The 17,179-nt window shown below is 69.0% G+C and carries 19 protein-coding genes; 13 read left to right on the top strand and 6 right to left on the bottom strand.

Annotated features, from left to right (window positions below):
- Window positions 1-35 precede the first annotated feature (35 nt).
- Window positions 36-728, top strand: coding sequence for an amino acid ABC transporter permease (locus ACYQPG_RS13695; RefSeq protein ID WP_147907591.1), 693 nt, complete (start codon window positions 36-38; stop codon window positions 726-728).
- Window positions 729-880: 152 nt separating this feature from the next.
- The gene (locus ACYQPG_RS13690; RefSeq protein ID WP_147907626.1) at window positions 881-1,609 is read left to right on the top strand and encodes an amino acid ABC transporter ATP-binding protein; all 729 of its coding nucleotides are present in this window, start codon (window positions 881-883) and stop codon (window positions 1,607-1,609) included.
- Between the two features lie 27 nt (window positions 1,610-1,636).
- Here ACYQPG_RS13690 and ACYQPG_RS13685 read toward each other — a convergent pair whose 3' ends face one another.
- A complete protein-coding gene (locus ACYQPG_RS13685; RefSeq protein ID WP_419829645.1) occupies window positions 1,637-2,656 on the bottom strand; it encodes a gamma carbonic anhydrase family protein in 1,020 nt (339 codons plus the stop codon).
- 143 nt (window positions 2,657-2,799) lie between these two features.
- Here ACYQPG_RS13685 and ACYQPG_RS13680 point away from each other — a divergent pair, with 143 nt between their 5' ends.
- Window positions 2,800-3,270: a molybdenum cofactor biosynthesis protein MoaE gene (locus ACYQPG_RS13680; protein ID WP_147907593.1), complete on the top strand. Its 471-nt coding sequence runs from the start codon at window positions 2,800-2,802 to the stop codon at window positions 3,268-3,270.
- 124 nt (window positions 3,271-3,394) lie between these two features.
- Here ACYQPG_RS13680 and ACYQPG_RS13675 read toward each other — a convergent pair whose 3' ends face one another.
- Window positions 3,395-3,535 (bottom strand): hypothetical protein, encoded by a 141-nt coding sequence (locus ACYQPG_RS13675; RefSeq protein WP_187193590.1) that lies wholly within the window; start codon window positions 3,533-3,535, stop codon window positions 3,395-3,397.
- Window positions 3,536-3,700: 165 nt separating this feature from the next.
- On the opposite strand from ACYQPG_RS13675, the gene ACYQPG_RS13670 reads away from it, so the two are divergent.
- Together ACYQPG_RS13670 and ACYQPG_RS13665 are read left to right on the top strand one after the other, a co-directional pair.
- Window positions 3,701-4,834 carry an AI-2E family transporter gene (locus ACYQPG_RS13670; protein ID WP_419829644.1) on the top strand — a complete coding sequence of 378 codons (1,134 nt, stop codon included), beginning with the start codon at window positions 3,701-3,703 and terminating at the stop codon, window positions 4,832-4,834.
- Between the two features lie 272 nt (window positions 4,835-5,106).
- Complete coding sequence (locus tag ACYQPG_RS13665; protein ID WP_461231136.1) at window positions 5,107-5,862, top strand: SDR family NAD(P)-dependent oxidoreductase; 756 nt, start codon at window positions 5,107-5,109, stop codon at window positions 5,860-5,862.
- A 244-nt stretch (window positions 5,863-6,106) separates the two neighbouring features.
- On the opposite strand, the gene ACYQPG_RS13660 is transcribed toward ACYQPG_RS13665, so the two are convergent.
- Window positions 6,107-7,339: an amidase gene (locus tag ACYQPG_RS13660; protein ID WP_419829642.1), complete on the bottom strand. Its 1,233-nt coding sequence runs from the start codon at window positions 7,337-7,339 to the stop codon at window positions 6,107-6,109.
- A gap of 213 nt (window positions 7,340-7,552) precedes the next feature.
- Between ACYQPG_RS13660 and ACYQPG_RS13655 the strand changes: the two genes are divergently transcribed.
- The 6 genes from ACYQPG_RS13655 to ACYQPG_RS13630 all read left to right on the top strand — a co-directional run bounded on the left by ACYQPG_RS13655 (window position 7,553) and on the right by ACYQPG_RS13630 (window position 12,879).
- A complete protein-coding gene (locus tag ACYQPG_RS13655; protein ID WP_147938408.1) occupies window positions 7,553-8,557 on the top strand; it encodes an extensin-like domain-containing protein in 1,005 nt (334 codons plus the stop codon).
- A gap of 161 nt (window positions 8,558-8,718) precedes the next feature.
- Window positions 8,719-9,180: a hypothetical protein gene (locus tag ACYQPG_RS13650; protein ID WP_007562510.1), complete on the top strand. Its 462-nt coding sequence runs from the start codon at window positions 8,719-8,721 to the stop codon at window positions 9,178-9,180.
- A gap of 2 nt (window positions 9,181-9,182) precedes the next feature.
- The gene (locus ACYQPG_RS13645; protein WP_461231135.1) at window positions 9,183-9,845 is read left to right on the top strand and encodes a ribonuclease T2 family protein; all 663 of its coding nucleotides are present in this window, start codon (window positions 9,183-9,185) and stop codon (window positions 9,843-9,845) included.
- Window positions 9,846-9,911: 66 nt separating this feature from the next.
- Window positions 9,912-10,760 (top strand): 23S rRNA (adenine(2030)-N(6))-methyltransferase RlmJ, encoded by an 849-nt coding sequence (locus ACYQPG_RS13640; RefSeq protein WP_419829640.1) that lies wholly within the window; start codon window positions 9,912-9,914, stop codon window positions 10,758-10,760.
- A 224-nt stretch (window positions 10,761-10,984) separates the two neighbouring features.
- The gene (locus ACYQPG_RS13635; protein WP_147907598.1) at window positions 10,985-12,262 is read left to right on the top strand and encodes a porin; all 1,278 of its coding nucleotides are present in this window, start codon (window positions 10,985-10,987) and stop codon (window positions 12,260-12,262) included.
- A gap of 296 nt (window positions 12,263-12,558) precedes the next feature.
- Entirely contained in the window at window positions 12,559-12,879 is a 321-nt protein-coding gene (locus tag ACYQPG_RS13630; protein ID WP_419829639.1) for a hypothetical protein, read from the top strand.
- A 44-nt stretch (window positions 12,880-12,923) separates the two neighbouring features.
- Here ACYQPG_RS13630 and ACYQPG_RS13625 read toward each other — a convergent pair whose 3' ends face one another.
- Entirely contained in the window at window positions 12,924-13,469 is a 546-nt protein-coding gene (locus ACYQPG_RS13625; RefSeq protein ID WP_147907600.1) for a GNAT family N-acetyltransferase, read from the bottom strand.
- Between the two features lie 190 nt (window positions 13,470-13,659).
- On the opposite strand from ACYQPG_RS13625, the gene ACYQPG_RS13620 reads away from it, so the two are divergent.
- Window positions 13,660-15,114 carry a peptidoglycan DD-metalloendopeptidase family protein gene (locus tag ACYQPG_RS13620; protein ID WP_419829638.1) on the top strand — a complete coding sequence of 485 codons (1,455 nt, stop codon included), beginning with the start codon at window positions 13,660-13,662 and terminating at the stop codon, window positions 15,112-15,114.
- Between the two features lie 92 nt (window positions 15,115-15,206).
- Here ACYQPG_RS13620 and ACYQPG_RS13615 read toward each other — a convergent pair whose 3' ends face one another.
- Entirely contained in the window at window positions 15,207-15,653 is a 447-nt protein-coding gene (locus ACYQPG_RS13615; protein WP_419830025.1) for a YidB family protein, read from the bottom strand.
- 70 nt (window positions 15,654-15,723) lie between these two features.
- On the bottom strand, window positions 15,724-16,119 hold the full coding sequence (locus ACYQPG_RS13610; protein WP_419829637.1) for a YidB family protein: 396 nt from the start codon (window positions 16,117-16,119) through the stop codon (window positions 15,724-15,726).
- 136 nt (window positions 16,120-16,255) lie between these two features.
- Here ACYQPG_RS13610 and ACYQPG_RS13605 point away from each other — a divergent pair, with 136 nt between their 5' ends.
- A complete protein-coding gene (locus tag ACYQPG_RS13605; RefSeq protein WP_461231134.1) occupies window positions 16,256-17,140 on the top strand; it encodes an alpha/beta fold hydrolase in 885 nt (294 codons plus the stop codon).
- The last annotated feature ends 39 nt before the right edge of the window (window positions 17,141-17,179 follow it).

The raw sequence follows: 17,179 nt of genomic DNA, 5'->3' as shown, positions 1-17,179 counted from the left end.
ATCCGCCGGCGCTCGGCCACCGCGAACAGGTCCCGATGCTCTCGAATTTCGATTTCAACGTCATCCTCTCGTCCCTGCCCTACCTGTTCGGGCAGGGCATGGTCTTCACGGTGACGCTCACCGCCATGGCGGCGGTCGGTGGCGTGATCATCGGCACGCTGCTGGCGATGGCCCGGCTCTCGAGCGTGCCGGGCCTCAGCCACCTCGCCAAGGGCTATGTCGAGCTGTGCCGCTCGCTGCCGCTGGTGCTGGTGATCTTCTGGTTCTACTTCCTGGTACCGTATATCGGCGCCTACGTGACCGGCGCCTCGACCCCGATCCAGGTCGGCGCCTTCCCGTCGGCGCTGATCACCTTCATGGCCTTCGAGGCGGCCTACTTCTCCGAGATCATGCGGGCCGGCATCCAGTCGATCCCGAAGGGACAGACCGGGGCGGCCCTGGCGCTCGGGATGAACTACTGGCAGACCATGGCCAACGTCGTCCTGCCGCAGGCCTTCCGCAACATGCTGCCGCTTCTGCTGACGCAGACCGTGGTGCTGTTCCAGGATACTTCCCTGGTCTACGTGCTCTCGCTCACCGACTTCATGGGCGCCGCCTCGAAGGTGGCACAGCGCGACGGCCGCCTCGTCGAGATGTATATCTTCGCCGCCATCGTCTACTTCGTGATCTGCTTCACGGCCTCGTTCCTGGTGCGTCGCCTGCAGCGCCGCGTCGCCATCATCCGCTGACCGACACTGGAGTCCGCGCCATGACCTCGACCCCGATGCCGGCCCCGTCCGTCAAGGAACCCGTCGCCGACGCCGCCCACGCGCCTCGCGATGCCGGGCTGCAGCCGGGCGCCCTCGTCTCCGGCGTACCGGACGCGGCCCCCGGCGGGACGATGATCTCGATCGACGCCATCAGCAAATGGTACGGCGACTTCCAGGTGCTGACCAACTGCTCCACCAAGGTCGCCAAGGGTGAGGTCGTGGTGGTCTGCGGCCCCTCGGGTTCGGGCAAGTCGACACTGATCAAGTGCGTCAACGCCCTCGAGCCGTTCCAGAAGGGCCAGATCACCGTCGCCGGCACCAAGGTGATCGACAAGTCGACCAACCTGCCCAAGTTGCGCTCCCGGGTCGGCATGGTGTTCCAGCATTTCGAGCTGTTCCCGCACCTGTCGATCACCGAGAACCTCACCATCGCCCAGCGCAAGGTCCTGGGGCGCGGCGCCGAGGACGCGAAGAAGCGCGGCCTCGACCTGCTGGCCCGGGTGGGCCTGAGCGCCCAGGCGGACAAGTTCCCGGGCCAGCTCTCGGGCGGTCAGCAGCAGCGCGTGGCGATCGCCCGGGCGCTCGCCATGAACCCGGTGGTGATGCTGTTCGACGAGCCGACCTCGGCGCTGGATCCCGAGATGGTCGGCGAAGTGCTCGACGTGATGGTCGAGCTCGCCAAGGAGGGCATGACCATGATGGTCGTGACCCACGAGATGGGCTTCGCCCGCAAGGTCGCCGACCGGGTGATCTTCATGGACCGCGGCGAGATCGTCGAGGATGCCAGGAAGGAGGACTTCTTCGGCAGCCCCCGCTCCGAGCGCGCCCAGACCTTCTTGTCGAAGATCTTGCAGCACTGAGCGTTCCGGCCGTATTGGGCCGCACCGTCAGGCCAGGTCCGCCTGCGCGGCCCGATACTCCCGCCCGTGCTGGCAATAGCCCTCGACGATGCGGATCATCATCGCGCGCTTCTCGGCGTCGAGCGGCGCGAGGATCCGGGCCGGGCGGCCGCCCCAGAGATAGCCGGCCTCCAGGATCTGGCCAGGATCGGTGGTGGCGCCGGCCGCCAGCATGACGTCGTCGGCGATCAGCGTGCCGGGGGCGACCGTGGCGCCGATGCCGATCAGGGCCCGCGCGCCGATCCGGCAATCGGCGATCCGAACGTTGTGGGCGATGGTCGTGTCGCGCCCGATCACGACCCCCTCGGCTCGGCTGCGGATCGTCGTGTTGTCCTGGATGTTGGTGTCGGCCCCGACCACGATCGGCCCGGCCTCGGCGTTGAGATCGCACGAGAACAGGACGCTGACGCCGGCCCCCAGGCTCACCCGTCCACGCAAGCGCGCCGTCCGAGCCACGAACACGCTGTCCTCCACCTCCGGGGGGAGCCCAGGTTCGACGGATGCCCCGTCGCCCATCCGCTCGCGCAGGCGCTCGGCGCGCTCGGCGACCTCGTCCGGGCCGACCGGCCGGCTCGGCCGCGCCGGGCTGCCGGCATAGGCGTATCCACCCGCGAGCCTCATGCGCGGGAACACGGTTGCACCCGCCTCGATCACCGCGGTGTCGCCGATCTCGGCGCCGTCGAGGATCACGACGTCGTCCTCGATCACGACGTCGGAGCCGATCGTGCAGGCATGCACGACGCTGTTGCGCCCGACCGTGACCCGGTCGCCGACCTGCGTCGCGTGGGTGAGCGTGGCGATGTGCACCGTCGAGCGGTGGCCGAGCCAGAACCTGTCCCCGAGGGTGATGGCCTGCCCGTCGGCGCGGATCACCGCCTCGTCGCCGATCCAGGCCTGTGCGCCGATCCGGGCGGCGCCGATCACCGTGCTGCCGCGCCCGCACCAGACCGGGTGGCTCGCGAAATCCGGCAGGACGCCCGCGTAGGGCAGGATCAGGTCGGGGGTCACACGGTCATCCTTCTCCGCCGATCACGCCCGCGACCGGGGCGAATGCGACTTCACGTGCCATATAGAGGCGCGGCCGGGTGTGACAGGCGTGGGACCGGCACGCGCCGCCTGAGGATCGTCGGACGAGGATGTTGGACCGCAGCATGAGCGCCCCCGCACCGAGCGTCGCCATCCAGGCCGAGCCGTTCGACACCGCCGCCGAGATCGCCCGGGTGAGCGCCGAACTCGGCGGCCGGGCCGGGGCGGTCGTCACCTTCACGGGCCTGTGCCGGGACGAGGCCGGCCGGCTCGCGGCGCTCGAACTCGAACATTATCCGGGCATGGCGGAGGCGGAGATCCTCCGGGTCGCCGAGGACGCCGTCGCCCGCTGGCCGCTTCAGGCGCTGCGGGTGATCCATCGCCACGGACGCGTGTGTCCGGGCGACGGCATCGTACTGGTGGTGACCGCCTCCAGCCACCGGGTCGCGGCTTTCGAGGCGGCGAATTTCCTGATGGACTACCTGAAGACCCGTGCGCCGTTCTGGAAGCGCGAGCACCTGGCCGACGGCACCGTCGGCGGCTGGGTCGAGGCTGCCGCCCACGACGATGCGGCGGCCGAGCGCTGGGGACAATAGACCCCGCGCCGTCCAGTCATTCCCCAGACAGTCTTTCCCGGGCACATGCAGCGTCAGCGGAATGCGGCCCGTGACCCAGCGCGGGACGACTCGGAGCGCTCGCCGTTTCGCGCCAGAACATGCCCTACAGGATCGCGTTGAGCAGCACCGCCGCCAGGGCGCCCGCGACGGCGAGGCCGAGGATGACCACGCTGCTGACCTGGTCGCCCGTATCCACGGTCCGGCCGGGGCCGAGGGAATGGGTGTGGGGCTCGTTGCTGCTCACGCGGTCTCTCCTGGATGCGTCCGGCTCCCGGCGGGAGCGCTTGCGTGGGCGGACAACGCGCGAAAGGCCGTCCGGTCTCGTCCGGCCGCACACAAGCTTGGTACGGCGCCACCCTTGACCCCGGCCGGTCAGGGGCGTTCGTGAGCCCGCCACGCAGGAGCAATGATGACGGACGGTCAATCTCGGGAGTTGGACGGCCCGGTCGGGTCCTGGCGCGGAGCCTTGCCGCTGGCGGCTTCGGGGATCGCCGTCGTCTGCTTCGTCGCGGCGCTGGCGCTGGCCTGGATGTCGGTGGGCACGCTCCTGCTGATCTTCGCAGGCGTGCTGCTCGGCGTGTTCCTCGACGGCCTGACCCGGGGGCTCGGCCACGTCCTGCCCCTGCCCCGGGGCCTGCGCCTGACGATCGCCAGCCTCGCGGTCGCCGTCGGGGTGATCGGCTTCGCATCCTACGGCGGAGCCACCATCGTGCAGCAGGGCCGCGATCTCGGAACCACGATCAAGAATCAGGCCGGCACGGTGTCGAGCTGGCTGTCCGAGCGCGGTATCGACGTGCCGAGCCTGGCGCCGAAGGACGGCTCGGCCGAGCCCGGCCAGAAGGAGGGCGGCCTCGGCGGACTCGCCAACGGCCTGCTCAAGAGCAGCAGCTCGATCGTCTCCGACGCGGGCAGCGTCCTTGGGCCGGCGGCGGCCGTGATCCTCGGCTTGTTCGATGCCCTGGGCAACCTGCTGGTGATCGCGTTCCTGGGGCTCGCCTTCGCGGCCGACCCGGAGGCCTACCGGGACGGGGTGCTGCGGTTCGTGCCGCCGAAGAAGCGGCGGCGCGCCGCCAAGGTGCTGGACGGTGCGGGCGAAACCCTGCGGCACTGGCTGTTCGGCCAGCTGATCATCATGGCGGTGATCTTCGTCTGCACCTGGGCCGGGCTGGCCTTCCTGGGGATCGGCGGCGCGCTGATCCTCGGCCTCCAAGCCGGGCTGCTGGCCTTTGTGCCGACCGTGGGACCTCTGGTGGCGGGCATCGTGATCATCCTGGCGGCCCTCGCCTCGGGCCTCAAAGCGGTGATCGGCGCCGTCGGCGTCTATCTGGCGGTGCAGTGCCTGGAGAGCTACGGCCTGACGCCGTTCATCCAGAAGCGCGCTCTGGACATACCCCCGGCAACGATCTTCGCCGGCCAGCTCATCCTCGGCGTGATCTTCGGCCTCTGGGGCATCGCCCTCGCTCTGCCGCTGATGGCGGTGATCAAGGTGCTGCTGGAGCAGCTCTACGTGGAGGACACGCTGCACGAGGATCCGAGCAGTTGAGGCGCATGGCCTGAGGCGCGGGGCCGCGAGCCCGAACCTGCCCGGTTTGGCCGTGACGTTGTCTCGGAGGGTGGTTTGTGGAAGGTCCGCTTGCGAAGCGAACACTGCCATCACGCCCGCTCACGACCGAAGCAGCTGCCCCGAATGTCCGCTCCTGGATGCGGCAACTCCGGTATCCGAAGCCGACGACAACGCCGCGCCTTGGGCCATTGCTGCGATCACGCGGTCGCCACGGCCCCGAGACCGCTTGACCGTGGGATGGAGGATAATCCTTGAGCCAGCGCCCTGAGGATGAGCCGCCCGTCGCCCTCGTGACCGGGTCCACGTCCGGCATCGGGGCGGCGATAGCGCGTCGGCTGTCCAGCGATGGCTACGCGGTCGTGTTGCACTCGCGCAAGTCTGCGGAGACGGGACACGCGCTAGCCGCCGAACTCGGGAGGGCCGCATACGTCCGGGCCGATCTGGCCGATGACGCCGACAGGGTCAAGCTGGTGCGGCAGGCCATCGCCTTCTGGGGGCGTCTCGATGTCTTGGTCAACAACGCAGGCATCAACCGGGTCATCCCTCACGCCGATCTCAAGGCCGCCTCGCCAGCCGTCTGGCACGAGTTGCACGAGGTCAACGTAGTGGCGCCGTTTCGCCTCGTGGCAGAAGCCGAAACCGCTTTGCGGGACGCCGCGCGGCGAGGTCGTTCAGCGTGTGTTGTCAACATCAGCTCGCACGCGGGGATCAGACCCAAGGGGGCATCGATCCCCTATGCCGCATCGAAGGCGGCGTTGAATCACATGACCCGCCTGCTCGCCGTATCGTTGGCGCCGGACATTCGTGTGAATGCCGTTGCTCCCGGGTTAGTGGATACACCCCTGACAGCCGATTGGACTGCTGCCCAGGCGCTCTGGCGGGAGCGGTCGCCCATGCGCCGGGCTGCCAAGCCGGAGGATATCGCCCAGGCCGTCGCACTGCTGGCGGCCTCGGACTATCTTACTGGGGAAATCTTGCTGTCGGATGGAGGTTTGAACCTCACGTAGCGGGCGTGGAGCCAAGGTCCGCCTTCCAGGCCTGGGGTGGAGACCGCTCACCACCCTGAGCCGAAGTTGCCTGACGACCGGCGAATGTCCGCTCTTGGGAAGTGCCTATGGTCGACCATGCGGCTAGGTCGGGTCGATATCAGCCAATGCGTAGGCGAGACCGGCATCCGGACCCACGGACGAGTCCGGCCGCGTTCGCCCGTAGGTCCAAATTCCTGGCCCTGCCATCCGCGCTGCTGACGCGTCACCCACGCAGCGCGTCCTCGATCATCCGCGCCACCGCCAGGGCCCGGGCATCGTCGCCGAAGCGGCCGATCACCTGCACGCCCACCGGCAGGCGGTCGCCCGGCACCGGTACGTTCACGCAGGGCACGCCCATCAGGGTCCAGAGCTGGTTGAAGCGCGGGTCGCCCGTCGAGGCCAGGGTCGCGGGGGCCGGGCCCGGCGCCGAGAAGGTGAGGATCGCGTCGTACTCGGCGAACAGGCCCTTGAGCCCCCGGCGGGCCCGGTGGCCGTGGCGGCGGGCCTCGTCGTACTCCGCGGCGCCGAGCGCCGCGCCGGCGTCGAGATGCTCACGGACCCGCGGCGGCAGCGCGTCGCGCTGGCCGTCGTACTCCCAGGCCAGCGCCAGCCGGCCCTCGTAGTTCTGGATGATCCGGTGGCGCTCCCAGGCGAGCGCCAGCTCCGCCGGCAGCGTCAGGTCGGTGACCTGTGCACCGGACCGCTCGGCCGCCCGCCGGGCGCGGTCCAGCGCCGCCTCGGCGGCGGGCTCCGGCGCCTCGGCGAAATCCTGCCGCACGAGGCCGATCCGTGGCGCCGAGCCGGTCTCGGCCCGGTCGATCTCCGGTCGCCCGGTGACCAGCGCCAGCGCGTGGGCGACGTCCGCGACGCCGGCTGCGAACAGCCCGACCGTATCGAGCGCCCAGGAATACGTCTTGACCCCGACCGTCGGGATCAGCCGGAACGACGGCTTCACCGCCGCGCAGCCGCAATAGCTCGCAGGCCGGATCACAGAGCCCGCCGTCTGCGTGCCGAGCGCCAAGGGCAGCATCCCGGCGCCCACCGCGGCGGCCGAGCCCGCCGAGGATCCGCCCGGGGTGTGGCCGGGATCGTGCGGGTTGACGGTCGCGGTCGGGTCGCTGCTGGCGAAGGCCGTGGTGGTGGTCTTGGCGAGCGCTACGGCGCCAAGGCTCTTCAGACGCGCCACCACCGAGGCATCGCCCCGGGGCTGCCAGCCGGCGTACAGCGACGAACCCATCTGCGTCGGCAGGCCGGCGCTGTCGATGATGTCTTTCACGCCCACCGCGATGCCGGCGAGCGGTCCGGACTCCGGGATGGCCGGGTTGTCGTCCAGGGTGACCAGCGCCCGCAGCTCCGGCTCCCGCGCGGCGATGGCCGCGCGGCACAGATCGATCGCGCCCGAAGGCGTCAGGGTGCCGGCTTCGATGCGGGCGCGGAGGTCGAGGATTGAAAGCATCTTGTATTCAGTCCGCGGTCGACAGGCTCTGTCAACTCGATCCCTCACCGCCGGTGTGAATACGGGTTCGGCGCATGGGTGCCCGTCCCACCGACGATTTGGCACCGCTCCCGATCAGACGCCGACGGGCGCAATCCGCAAAAACCACAGGCCGCGCCAATCCCGAATCGCCGTTGACGAACGCTTTACGCGACCGTGCGCATCGTCCGGGTCATGTGGCGTGGCGTATCCCTGTTCTCCGCCCTGGCGCTGTTCGGCGCGGGGCTCACCGCTTGCTCGATCAACCGGTTCGAGCGGCGCGACCCGTGGCGCGACCAGGCGGAGCAAGTCTGCCTGGCGAAGAAGTTGGTCGAGCCGACCGAGTTCATCACGCCGATCGCGGCGATGGATGGGCCCGGCCCGTGCGGCATGCAGCAGCCCTTCCGGGTGACGCGGCTCGCCGGCGGCACGGTTGTGATGAAGCAGCGGATGACGCTGGGTTGCCCGGCGCTCGCCGAGGCCGAGGCCTGGCTCGCCGACACGATCCAACCCGCCGCGAACCTGTATTTCGGCGTGCCCGTGGCCGAGATCAACGCCGGCTCGTATTCCTGCCGGGGGCGCAACAACCAGCCCGGTGCCAAGCTCTCCGAGCACGGTTTCGGCAACGCGATCGACGTGATGTCGATCAAGCTCGCCGACGGCCACGTCATCACCGTCAAGGGCGGATGGCGCGGTACTGAGGCCGAGCAGGGCTTCCTGCGCGAGATCTTTCTGGGCGCCTGCCAGCGCTTCACCACGGTGCTGGCGCCGGGCTCGAACGTGTTCCACTACGACCACATCCACGTCGACCTCGCCCGGCACGACCCGCGCGGCCTGAAGCGGATCTGCCAGCCGTTCATCAAGTTCACGCCCCAGCTCGGGAGCGGGGCCGAGCGGCCCCTGTCGCGCCCGTTGCCGCCGCCGCGCCAGCCGGCCGCGCCGCAGGCCCCGGTGGATATCGAGGAGGACGATCCCTACGGCGTCTCGCCGATGTCGAAGGCTGCGAGTCCGACGCAGGTCGCCCGCGCCCCGGCGCGCCTGCCCGCGGCCTCGGCCTACACCTCCGCGCCGCCGGTCCGCCCCGCACCCCGGATCGCAGCTGCCCCCCGGGTCGCCGCCGCCCCGGAGGAGTCGGTGCAGGATTACGACGAGCCACTGCAGCTCGGTGCGCCGCCGCCGAGCACGGGGCCGATTTACTGAGTCGACCGGTCTCCGCCGTGCCTCGGTAGGCCCCGACCTGTAGCGGCTGCGCCGCACAGATCGGTTAAAGCGTCCCGGATCGTGCGCAAGAGCTTGACTGGCGGCGCAGCCGAGCCATCGTCTCGCGCATGCAGGACAGCACCCCCGTCGAGGCACGCGCCATGCGCCCGATCCTTCACAGCCTCGCCCTCGGGCTGGCACTCCTCTCCGTCGCGCAGCCGGCGCTGGCCCGCTCGGCCCGGGAGGATATTGAGCCCGCCGAGGAGCGGATCTTCCCGTTCGACGCACAGATTCCCGGCTGCCAGGACCCGAGCGTGCTGGAGCGGGTCTCGACCAACTTCGCCGAGAAGGAGGCGAAGTACTGGAATTCGTCGATGACGATCCGGTCGTTCGATACGATCGAGCGCACCGCCTGGCGACCCTGGGGCCTCGACACCTATCCGCGCCGGTTCTGCTCGGCCACCGTCACCACGTCGGACGGGGTGCGCCGCAAGGTCGATTATTCGGTGCGTGAGAGCCTCGGCATCATCGGGGCGACCTGGGGCGTCGAGTTCTGCGTCCACGGCCTCGACCGCGACCTCGCCTACGCTTACGCGACGGCCTGCCGGATGGCGCGGCCCTGAGGATGCGCGCTCGCGCCGCCTGCCTCGCCGGCCTGCTGCTCGCCGGGCCGGCCGCCGCCCATGATTTCGGCGGCTTCAGCCGGCGGGGCGAGCCCGGCGCGTTCGATTTCTACGTGCTGGCACTCTCCTGGTCGCCCACCTACTGCGCGGGCGTCGGCGAGCGCCGGAACGACGTGCAATGCACCCCCGGCCGGGGCCTCGGCTTCGTCGTGCACGGTCTCTGGCCGCAATACGCCCGGGGCTACCCGCAGAACTGCTCCGCGGTGGAGCGGGCGCCGACCCGGCAGGCGCTTGAGGTGGCTGGCCAGGTCTATCCGAGCGAGGGGCTCGCCCGACACGAGTGGCGCACCCACGGCACCTGCTCCGGTCTCGACCCGGCCCGCTACTTCCAGGCCGCCCGCGACGCGCGCCTCGCCGTCACGATCCCCGAGGGGCTCAAGGGCGGCGGCGCCCCGCAGACCCTGGCGCCGATCGAGATCGCCCGGCAGTTCGTGGCGGCCAACCGCGGCCTGCGCCCCGACATGATGGCGGTGACTTGCACGCGCGGGCAGTTGCAGGAGGTGCGGATCTGCTTCTCCAAGGACCTGCGCGGCTTCACCCCATGCCCCGAGGTCGCCCGGAGCAATTGCCGCGCGCCGGATATCACCCTCGACGCCGCCCGCTGACTTTTTTGACCGTTTTTGCGGTCCGAGGCTGGACCTGGAGCGCAGGATCCGCTTGAGGGCGATGCCATGAACTATCGGCATGCCTTCCACGCCGGCAACCATGCCGACGTGCTCAAGCACCTCGTTCTCGCGCGGGTGCTCGCCCACCTGAGCCTCAAGGACAAGCCGTTCCGGGCGCTCGATGCCTTCGCGGGCCTGGGCGTCTACGACCTGACCGCCGACGAGGCCTCCCGCACCGGCGAGTGGCGGGACGGCTGGGGCCGGATGGACACGCCCTTCGCACCCGAGGTCGAGGCGCTGCTGGCGCCCTACCGAGAGACCGTCGCGGCAGTGCAGGCCCGCTACGGCGCCATGGCCTATCCCGGCTCGCCCGCGGTGATCCGCGAGGCCCTGCGGCCCGGCGACAAGGGCGTGTTCGTGGAACTCCACCCGGAGGACGCCGCGACCCTGGGGGAGCGCTACGCCCGCGACCCGCGCACCAGGGTCCTGAGCCTCGACGGCTGGACTGCGGTCAACGCGCAGATCCCGCCGCCCGAGCGGCGGGGCCTCGTGCTCATCGACCCGCCCTACGAAGTGCCGGGCGAGATCGAGCGGCTCGGGACCCACCTCGCCCGGGCGGTCGCAAAATGGCCGACCGGCGTGTTCCTGGCCTGGTATCCGATCAAGGATGCCGCCGCGATCGACCGCATGGTTGGGGACCTCGACGCCGCCCTGCCCCGCCCGGCCCTGCGCCTCGACCTGCTGATCGACCGGCCGGACGATCCGACACGGCTGTGCGGCAGCGGGTTGATCATCGTGAATCCGCCCTGGCGCCTCGCCGAGGAGGCGCTTCTATTTTTGCCGGCGCTAGCTGAGCGGCTGGCCCGGAACGCGTTCGGCGGGTTTCGCTGCGATCGGATCGGTGCAGAGGGCTGATTCGTCACTATTGCCGAAGGATCGCGCGATCCGGGCACCGGTCTGACAAGGTCTCGCAGCAAAGCGGGCTGAAAAATGTGGCGACAAAACCACAGACCTCTGCCGACCCATCCCTGGCGTCCAAGAATGACTAAAAACTAGGCAAGTGCCATTTGTTTGATTTTGTATCAGCGGCGGGTCGGTGTCAGCTTGGCCGGGAACCAATTCAAACGAGCCGCGAAACCATGCTGAAGCGATCCACCCTGGCCGGCTTGGCCACCGTGCTGCTCTCCTCGACCAGCATCCTCGCGGCCGATCTCTCGGCTCCGGCGCCGGTCCCCGTCGCGCCTCCGGCCGAGCCCTGCAAGGCCACCCTGATCGGCCCGGTTTACAGCGGTACGATCAAGGCCAACCCGAACCCGACCTGCTTCTCTGCCGGTCCGCTGGGCGACCTCTATGTCGGCGGCGCCGTCACCGGCTACGGCTACACGCAGAGTAACCCGTTCGCTTCGTTCTCGACGCCGGCCGCCCCGAATGATCGGGATCGCTCCGCGCGGTTCGACTTCTCGAACATACAGGGCATCATTCAGAAGCCCGAAGGCGCATTCCAGTTCTATATCCAGGCGGGTGGCTACTCGATCCCGCAGCTGGGCTTCCCCACCCTCGGGACGTTCACCCAGACCGACCTGCTGTTCGGCCCGGTTCCGGTCGCCTTCGGCAAGATCCAGATCAACGATGAATGGTCGGTCCAGGGCGGACGGATGTTCACGCTGATCGGCACCGAGCTGCTGTTCACCTATCAGAACCTGAACATCAACCGCGGCCTCCTGTTCGTGCAGGAGAACTTCATCAACCAAGGCGTGCAGGTCAATTACAGCAGCGGTCCGCTCTCGGTCTCGCTCGCCGGCACGGACGGCTTCTTCTCCAACGAAATTACGTGGTTCACCGGCAACGTTGCCTACAAGCTGGACGATTACAACACGATTGGCGTCAACGGCGGCTTGAATGTTGGGCGCACCAATTCGCTCGACCGCAGCCCGCGCTACCAGTTCGCTACGCCGAACGCGCAGCAGAACAGCGGCATCTTCAACATCAACTACACCTACGCGAACGGCCCGTGGATCATCTCGCCCTACTTCCAGTTCACGAATGTCGAGCGTGACCTGCGTGTCGGGATCGGCAACACCGCTTCCACCTACGGCGGTGCCCTGCTGGCGGCCTATTCCTTCACCGATAACTTCTCCCTAGCCGGCCGGGTCGAGTACACCGAGCAGACCGGTGTGCGGGGTTCGACGCAGACGAACCTGCTCGGCTTCGGTCCTGGCAGCAACGCCTTCTCAGTCACCGTCACGCCGACCTTCACGTTCGACCGTTACTTCTTCCGGGTCGAATACGCTCACGTCGAGCTCGGCGGCATCACCCGTGGGAATCTTGCAGAGGGCTCGCTGGGCACCGGCTTCGGCCGCACCGGCAACCGTACCTCGCAGGATCGTTACATGGTCGAGACCGGCATCACGTTCTGATCTGATTCTTCATGCCGGACCCCGGGCCGGCCCTTTTGAAGACCCCCGGGCACAGGCCCGGGGGTTTTTTCATGCCTGAAGAACAATTCGAAACCATTGTGCAAGACTGCCTCGGTCTGGGTTTGATCGCTGAATTAAAATATAGAACTTCTCTAATCCGGTATATTCTCGACACAGAGGTTGGTAAATCCATACAATTCGAGCGATTCCGGAATCGCAATGAACTTGCGGTGGCGCCGTAAACTCTCGTAATAGACTTCGCCTGTGATGCGTATGCGGGTTGAGGATCTTAGAACATGCCGGTGATCAAGGCTTTGTCGGATACGTTGCGGAGTGTCGCCGCGCCCGGCATGACGCCGAAGGCGTTGCGCGCCGCCGTCCGGGAGAAGCACCCCGATGCCTCCAAGAAGGATATCGTGCGGGCCGCCTTCTATGCCTTGCTCGAGGAGCCGGAGCAGGATCTGGCCTGCCTGGCCGAACTACATGGCTTCGCCCTCGTCGAGCGCGTGTCGGAGGATGAGCGCACCATCAAGGTCGGTGGCAGCAAGAAGAAGCGCCGGGCCGCCGAGGCGGCGCAGGTTGCGACGGGTGAACTGGCCGGGGCCCTGAACACCTGACCTGACGGCGCCTGCAGTCGTCCTGCGGCGCGAAGATGCGCGGCTCAGCCGCGCTGGAGTATGCGTCGCCCGGGACGGTGCCCTTCCTCGCCGGTGTCGCGAAAGCCGAGCTTCTGCAGGAGGCCCCAGGAGGCGACGTTGCCGGGGCGGCACTCCGCCACGATGATACGGGCCGGGAACCGCCGGCCGAGGAGTTCGAGGATCGCCGAGACCGCCTCGTAGGCCAAGCCGCGCCCCCGCGCTGCGCCACCGACCCAGTAGCCGATCTCGATCGCACCGGGGCCGCGCAGATGCGTGCCGACCACGCCGACAAGGTCGGATGCGGCCGCGTGCTGGCCCGCCTCCGCGTCGTGCATCCAGACCCCCAGGAAGCGGTCCTGGCCGCGCCCACCGCTGCGGATCAGGTCTTCGGCGTCGCGTACGGTGAAGGGAGTCGGCAGGAAATCCACCGCCGCGGTGATCGCCGGATCGTCGGTGACCCGGCGGAGATCCTGGGCATCCTGTGGCCGCAGCGCGGCGATCGACAGCCGTGGGGTCTCGATTGAAGGCAGGTCGGCGAGGCTGTCGCGGGCGGCGCGAATGGTAAACATCTTTCCGATGTGGGGTGACGGCCGGACCGGAAAAGGCACGGTCAAACCCCGGTCTTTCATCCCGCGCAGAGTGCGGCCACTACTCAGACAGAGCGTCATGCGCTCACCGATAGGCCGGACGGGAACGGTTGCTTAACCTGAATCCGTCTTCATTGGGGCATCAAGTTGCGTCAGGCAAACGGGTGCGTCGATGCGGGTGCGCGGTACGGGTCGAGGGTTACGGACGCTGTCGCGCGTCGCCCTCATCGGCATCATCGGTGGCGGTGCCGCCGCCTGTTCCTCGGACGCATCGCGCCTGAGCAACCCTTTTTCAAACCCCTTCTCGTCGGAGCCTGCCGCCACCGGCAGCCTGCCGGAGGGTAGCCTGAAGCCGGCGCCGGTGATCCGCACCGGCCGGATCCAGTCCGAGGCGCTTGGCGCCCCCGGCGCTGCCTCGCGTCCGGCCGCTACGGCGATCCCGGCCCCGACCCCGGCGGCTGCGCCGGGCACCCGGGTCGCCTCGACCGGTGCCCCCGGCTGGAGCGCCCAGGGCGGCACGCAGATCACGGTGTCGAAGAACGACAGCCTGAACCAGATGTCGACGCGCTTCGGCGTGCCCGCTTCGGCGATCCTGTCGGCGAACGGCCTGTCCAACGCCAGCCAGATCACTCCCGGCCGGCAGATCGTGATCCCGGTCTACAACGCCTCCGGGCTGAACCCGGCCGCGGCTCCGATGACCGCCCGGCCGGCCCGGGCTGCCGAGGAGAAGCGCGAGGACGCGCGGCAGGTCGAGGCCAAGGTCGCCTCGAAGCGCGAGGAGGCCAAGGAGGTCGCCAAGCGCGAGGAGGCTTCCAAACGTGAGGAGGCGTCCAAGCGCGCCGCCGCCGAGAAGGAAGCGGACCGCAAGGAGGCGCTGGCTCGGGATACGGCAGCCCGCAAGGTCGCCGAGGACAAGGCTCGCAAGGAAGCGTCTCTGAAGGACGCCGACAAGAAGCATCACGTTCGCCCCGGCCAGATCGCCAAGGCGGACGAGAAGAAGGCCGACCCGAAGGCTGAGGCGAAGGCCAAGGCCGAGGCGAAGGCCCTGGAAGCCAAGGCCGAGGCCAAGGCGGCCGCGAAGGCCGAGGCCACCCAGAAGCTCGCCGAAGCGAAGGCCGCCAAGGAGGCGGCCCAGAAGGCCGCAGCCGCCGAGAAGCCCGAGAAGGTCGCCGCCAAGGAGGCGCCGAAGCCGGTCGCCGCCGCCGCGCCAGCCAAGCCGGAGCCCGCCGCCACCGGGTCCGTCGCGGATGCGACGGCGTCGGAGAGCTTCCGCTGGCCCGCCAAGGGCCGGGTGATCTCGGGCTATGGCACGTCGGGCAACGAAGGCATCAACATCGCGGTGCCGGAGGGCACGCCGGTCAAGGCCGCCGAGGAAGGCACCGTGGCCTATGCCGGCTCGGACGTGAAGGGCTACGGCAAGCTGGTGCTGGTGCGCCACGCCAACGGGTTCGTCTCGGCCTACGCCCATAACGGCGAGATCGACGTGAAGCCCGGCGACAAGGTCAAGCGCGGTCAGACCATCGCGAAGTCCGGCGCCTCCGGTAACGTCACCTCGCCGCAGCTGCACTTCGAGATCCGGAAGGGCGGATCGCCCGTGGATCCGATGTCCCAGCTCGCCAGCAACTGAGACGCCGCAGTCGATGCGGCCCGTGCGGCGGTCCCGAGAGGGGCCGCCGTCCTCGTTCGCGACCGCTGGCTTAAACGATCAAACTCTTGCGATCAGGCTTTGGGGACCTGCAGCGATCCGTCCGGGCTGTGGTGATCCACCGCTTCCGGCAGGGTCTTAGCCAGGGTCGGAAACAGCTGGTCGACCGGGATGCCGAGCTTCGCGGCCATCTGGCGGACCTGCTCGTTGTCCAGGACCTTTTGCAGGTCGTCGGCGGTGATCGGCTCGTTCGGGCCGCGGCCCAGCCAGGAATTGACCTGGCTCTCGTAGCCGGAGCGGCGGAGCTGATCCAGCAGCGCGTTGAGCCCGCCCGGCAGGACCTGCTGGATGATGCCGGGGAGCGCCTTGAGCGCCATCTGCCCCAACGAACCGCCGAGACTGTCGAACAAGCTCACGATGATCCCCCGTCGCTCTCCGTCGGGACAGACCTTAGCGCATGGTTCCGCGTACCGGAACCGGCCGGATGCGCTAGCGATCTGATTCGCAACAGCTTTTCCCAAGCAGCCGGCGCCGCCCTTTAGCGCGAGTCCTCGAGACCGTCGACCGATTCGGCCGGGGCGGCCGATCAAACTAACAGCGGACCTGCGTGCTGAAGTTCGGCTGCGGCTTCAGCCGGCCGTCCTCGCTCTGGGCCGCGACCGCCGCGGGCAGGAACTCGGCGAGCGCCGTCGGCACGCGGCCGGCCGGCAGGCTGAGATCGTAGGCCAGTCGCTCGGTGACCGCATCCGGCAGGCACCCGGCGATCGCGGAGGCCGGGACGAGGCGGTTCTCACCGGAACCGATCCAAGAATCGACGGCTCCGCCGTGGCCCGCCTCGCGCAGCCGATCCAGGAACGCGACGAGGCCGCCCGGGTAGAACTTTGCCAACGCAAGTGCCAGCTTGCCGCTGCCGGCGCTCACGACCGCCCGGTCGGCCGCCGCGACAACGTCGCCGATCAGGGTCTTCACACCGTCGCGCAGGCTCATCGTGTCGTATCCCCGGGTTTGGTCACCACGCTCAAGGTTGGGCGGGACCGGCGGGCGGCAAGAGGCGGCCGGCAACGGTGCATGCGGCAATTGCGCGGCGATCGGCTAGAACATCCGACGCAGCGAGAGGTAATCCATGAAGCGCGTGCAGGCCGGTCTGCTCGACGTCGCCTACCTGGAGGTCGGTCCTGCGGACGGGAAGCCGGCCGTCCTGCTCCACGGCTTCCCGTACGACGTCCGTGCCTACGATGCGGCGGCGGCACGCCTGGCCTCTGCGGGCGTGCGCTGCCTGATCCCGTACCTGCGGGGCTACGGGCCGACCCGGTTCCGCGACCCGCAGACGCCGCGCTCGGGTGAGCAGGCGGCCTTGGGAGCGGATCTCCTGGCCTTCCTGGATGCGCTCGGGATTGGGCGGGCGGTGCTGGCCGGCTACGATTGGGGCGGCCGGGCGGCCTGCGTGGTGGCGGCGCTCTGGCCGGAGCGGGCGACGGGGCTCGTGAGCTGCGGCCTGGGCTACAACATCCAGAATATCCAGGCCTCGGCCCAGCCCGCATCGCCGGAGGCCGAGCACCGGTTGTGGTACCAGTACTACCTTCATGGCGCGCGCGGCCGCGCCGGCCTGGCGGCCAACCGCGCGCAATTCTGCGCCTTACTGTGGCGGCTGTGGTCGCCCTCGTGGTCTTTCTCCGAAGAAACGTTCGCCCAGACCGCACGGTCCTTCGAAGAGAATTCGGATTTCGTCGACGTCGTGGTCCACTCCTATCGCCATCGCTTCGCGCTTGTACCCGGCGATCCGGCGCTGGCCGGAATCGAGGCAAGGCTGGCGGCTCAGCCGGACATCACCGTGCCGTCGGTGGTGCTGCTCGGGGCCGACGACGGGGTCGGGCCGCCTTCTCAGAAAGACACCGACGCCCGGCACTTCACCGGGCCGTACCGACGCGCCATCGTCGCGGGGGTCGGGCACAACTTTCCCCAGGAGTCACCGGAGGCCTTCGCGGAGGCGGTACTCAGCCTGCTGTGACCGTCTGAGCGCGGGGCGTTGCTTTCGGGTAGCCCCTGG

It is taken from the genome of Methylobacterium sp. CM6246, from assembly GCF_054818005.1.
This window is presented reverse-complemented; position numbering and strand designations above follow the sequence as displayed.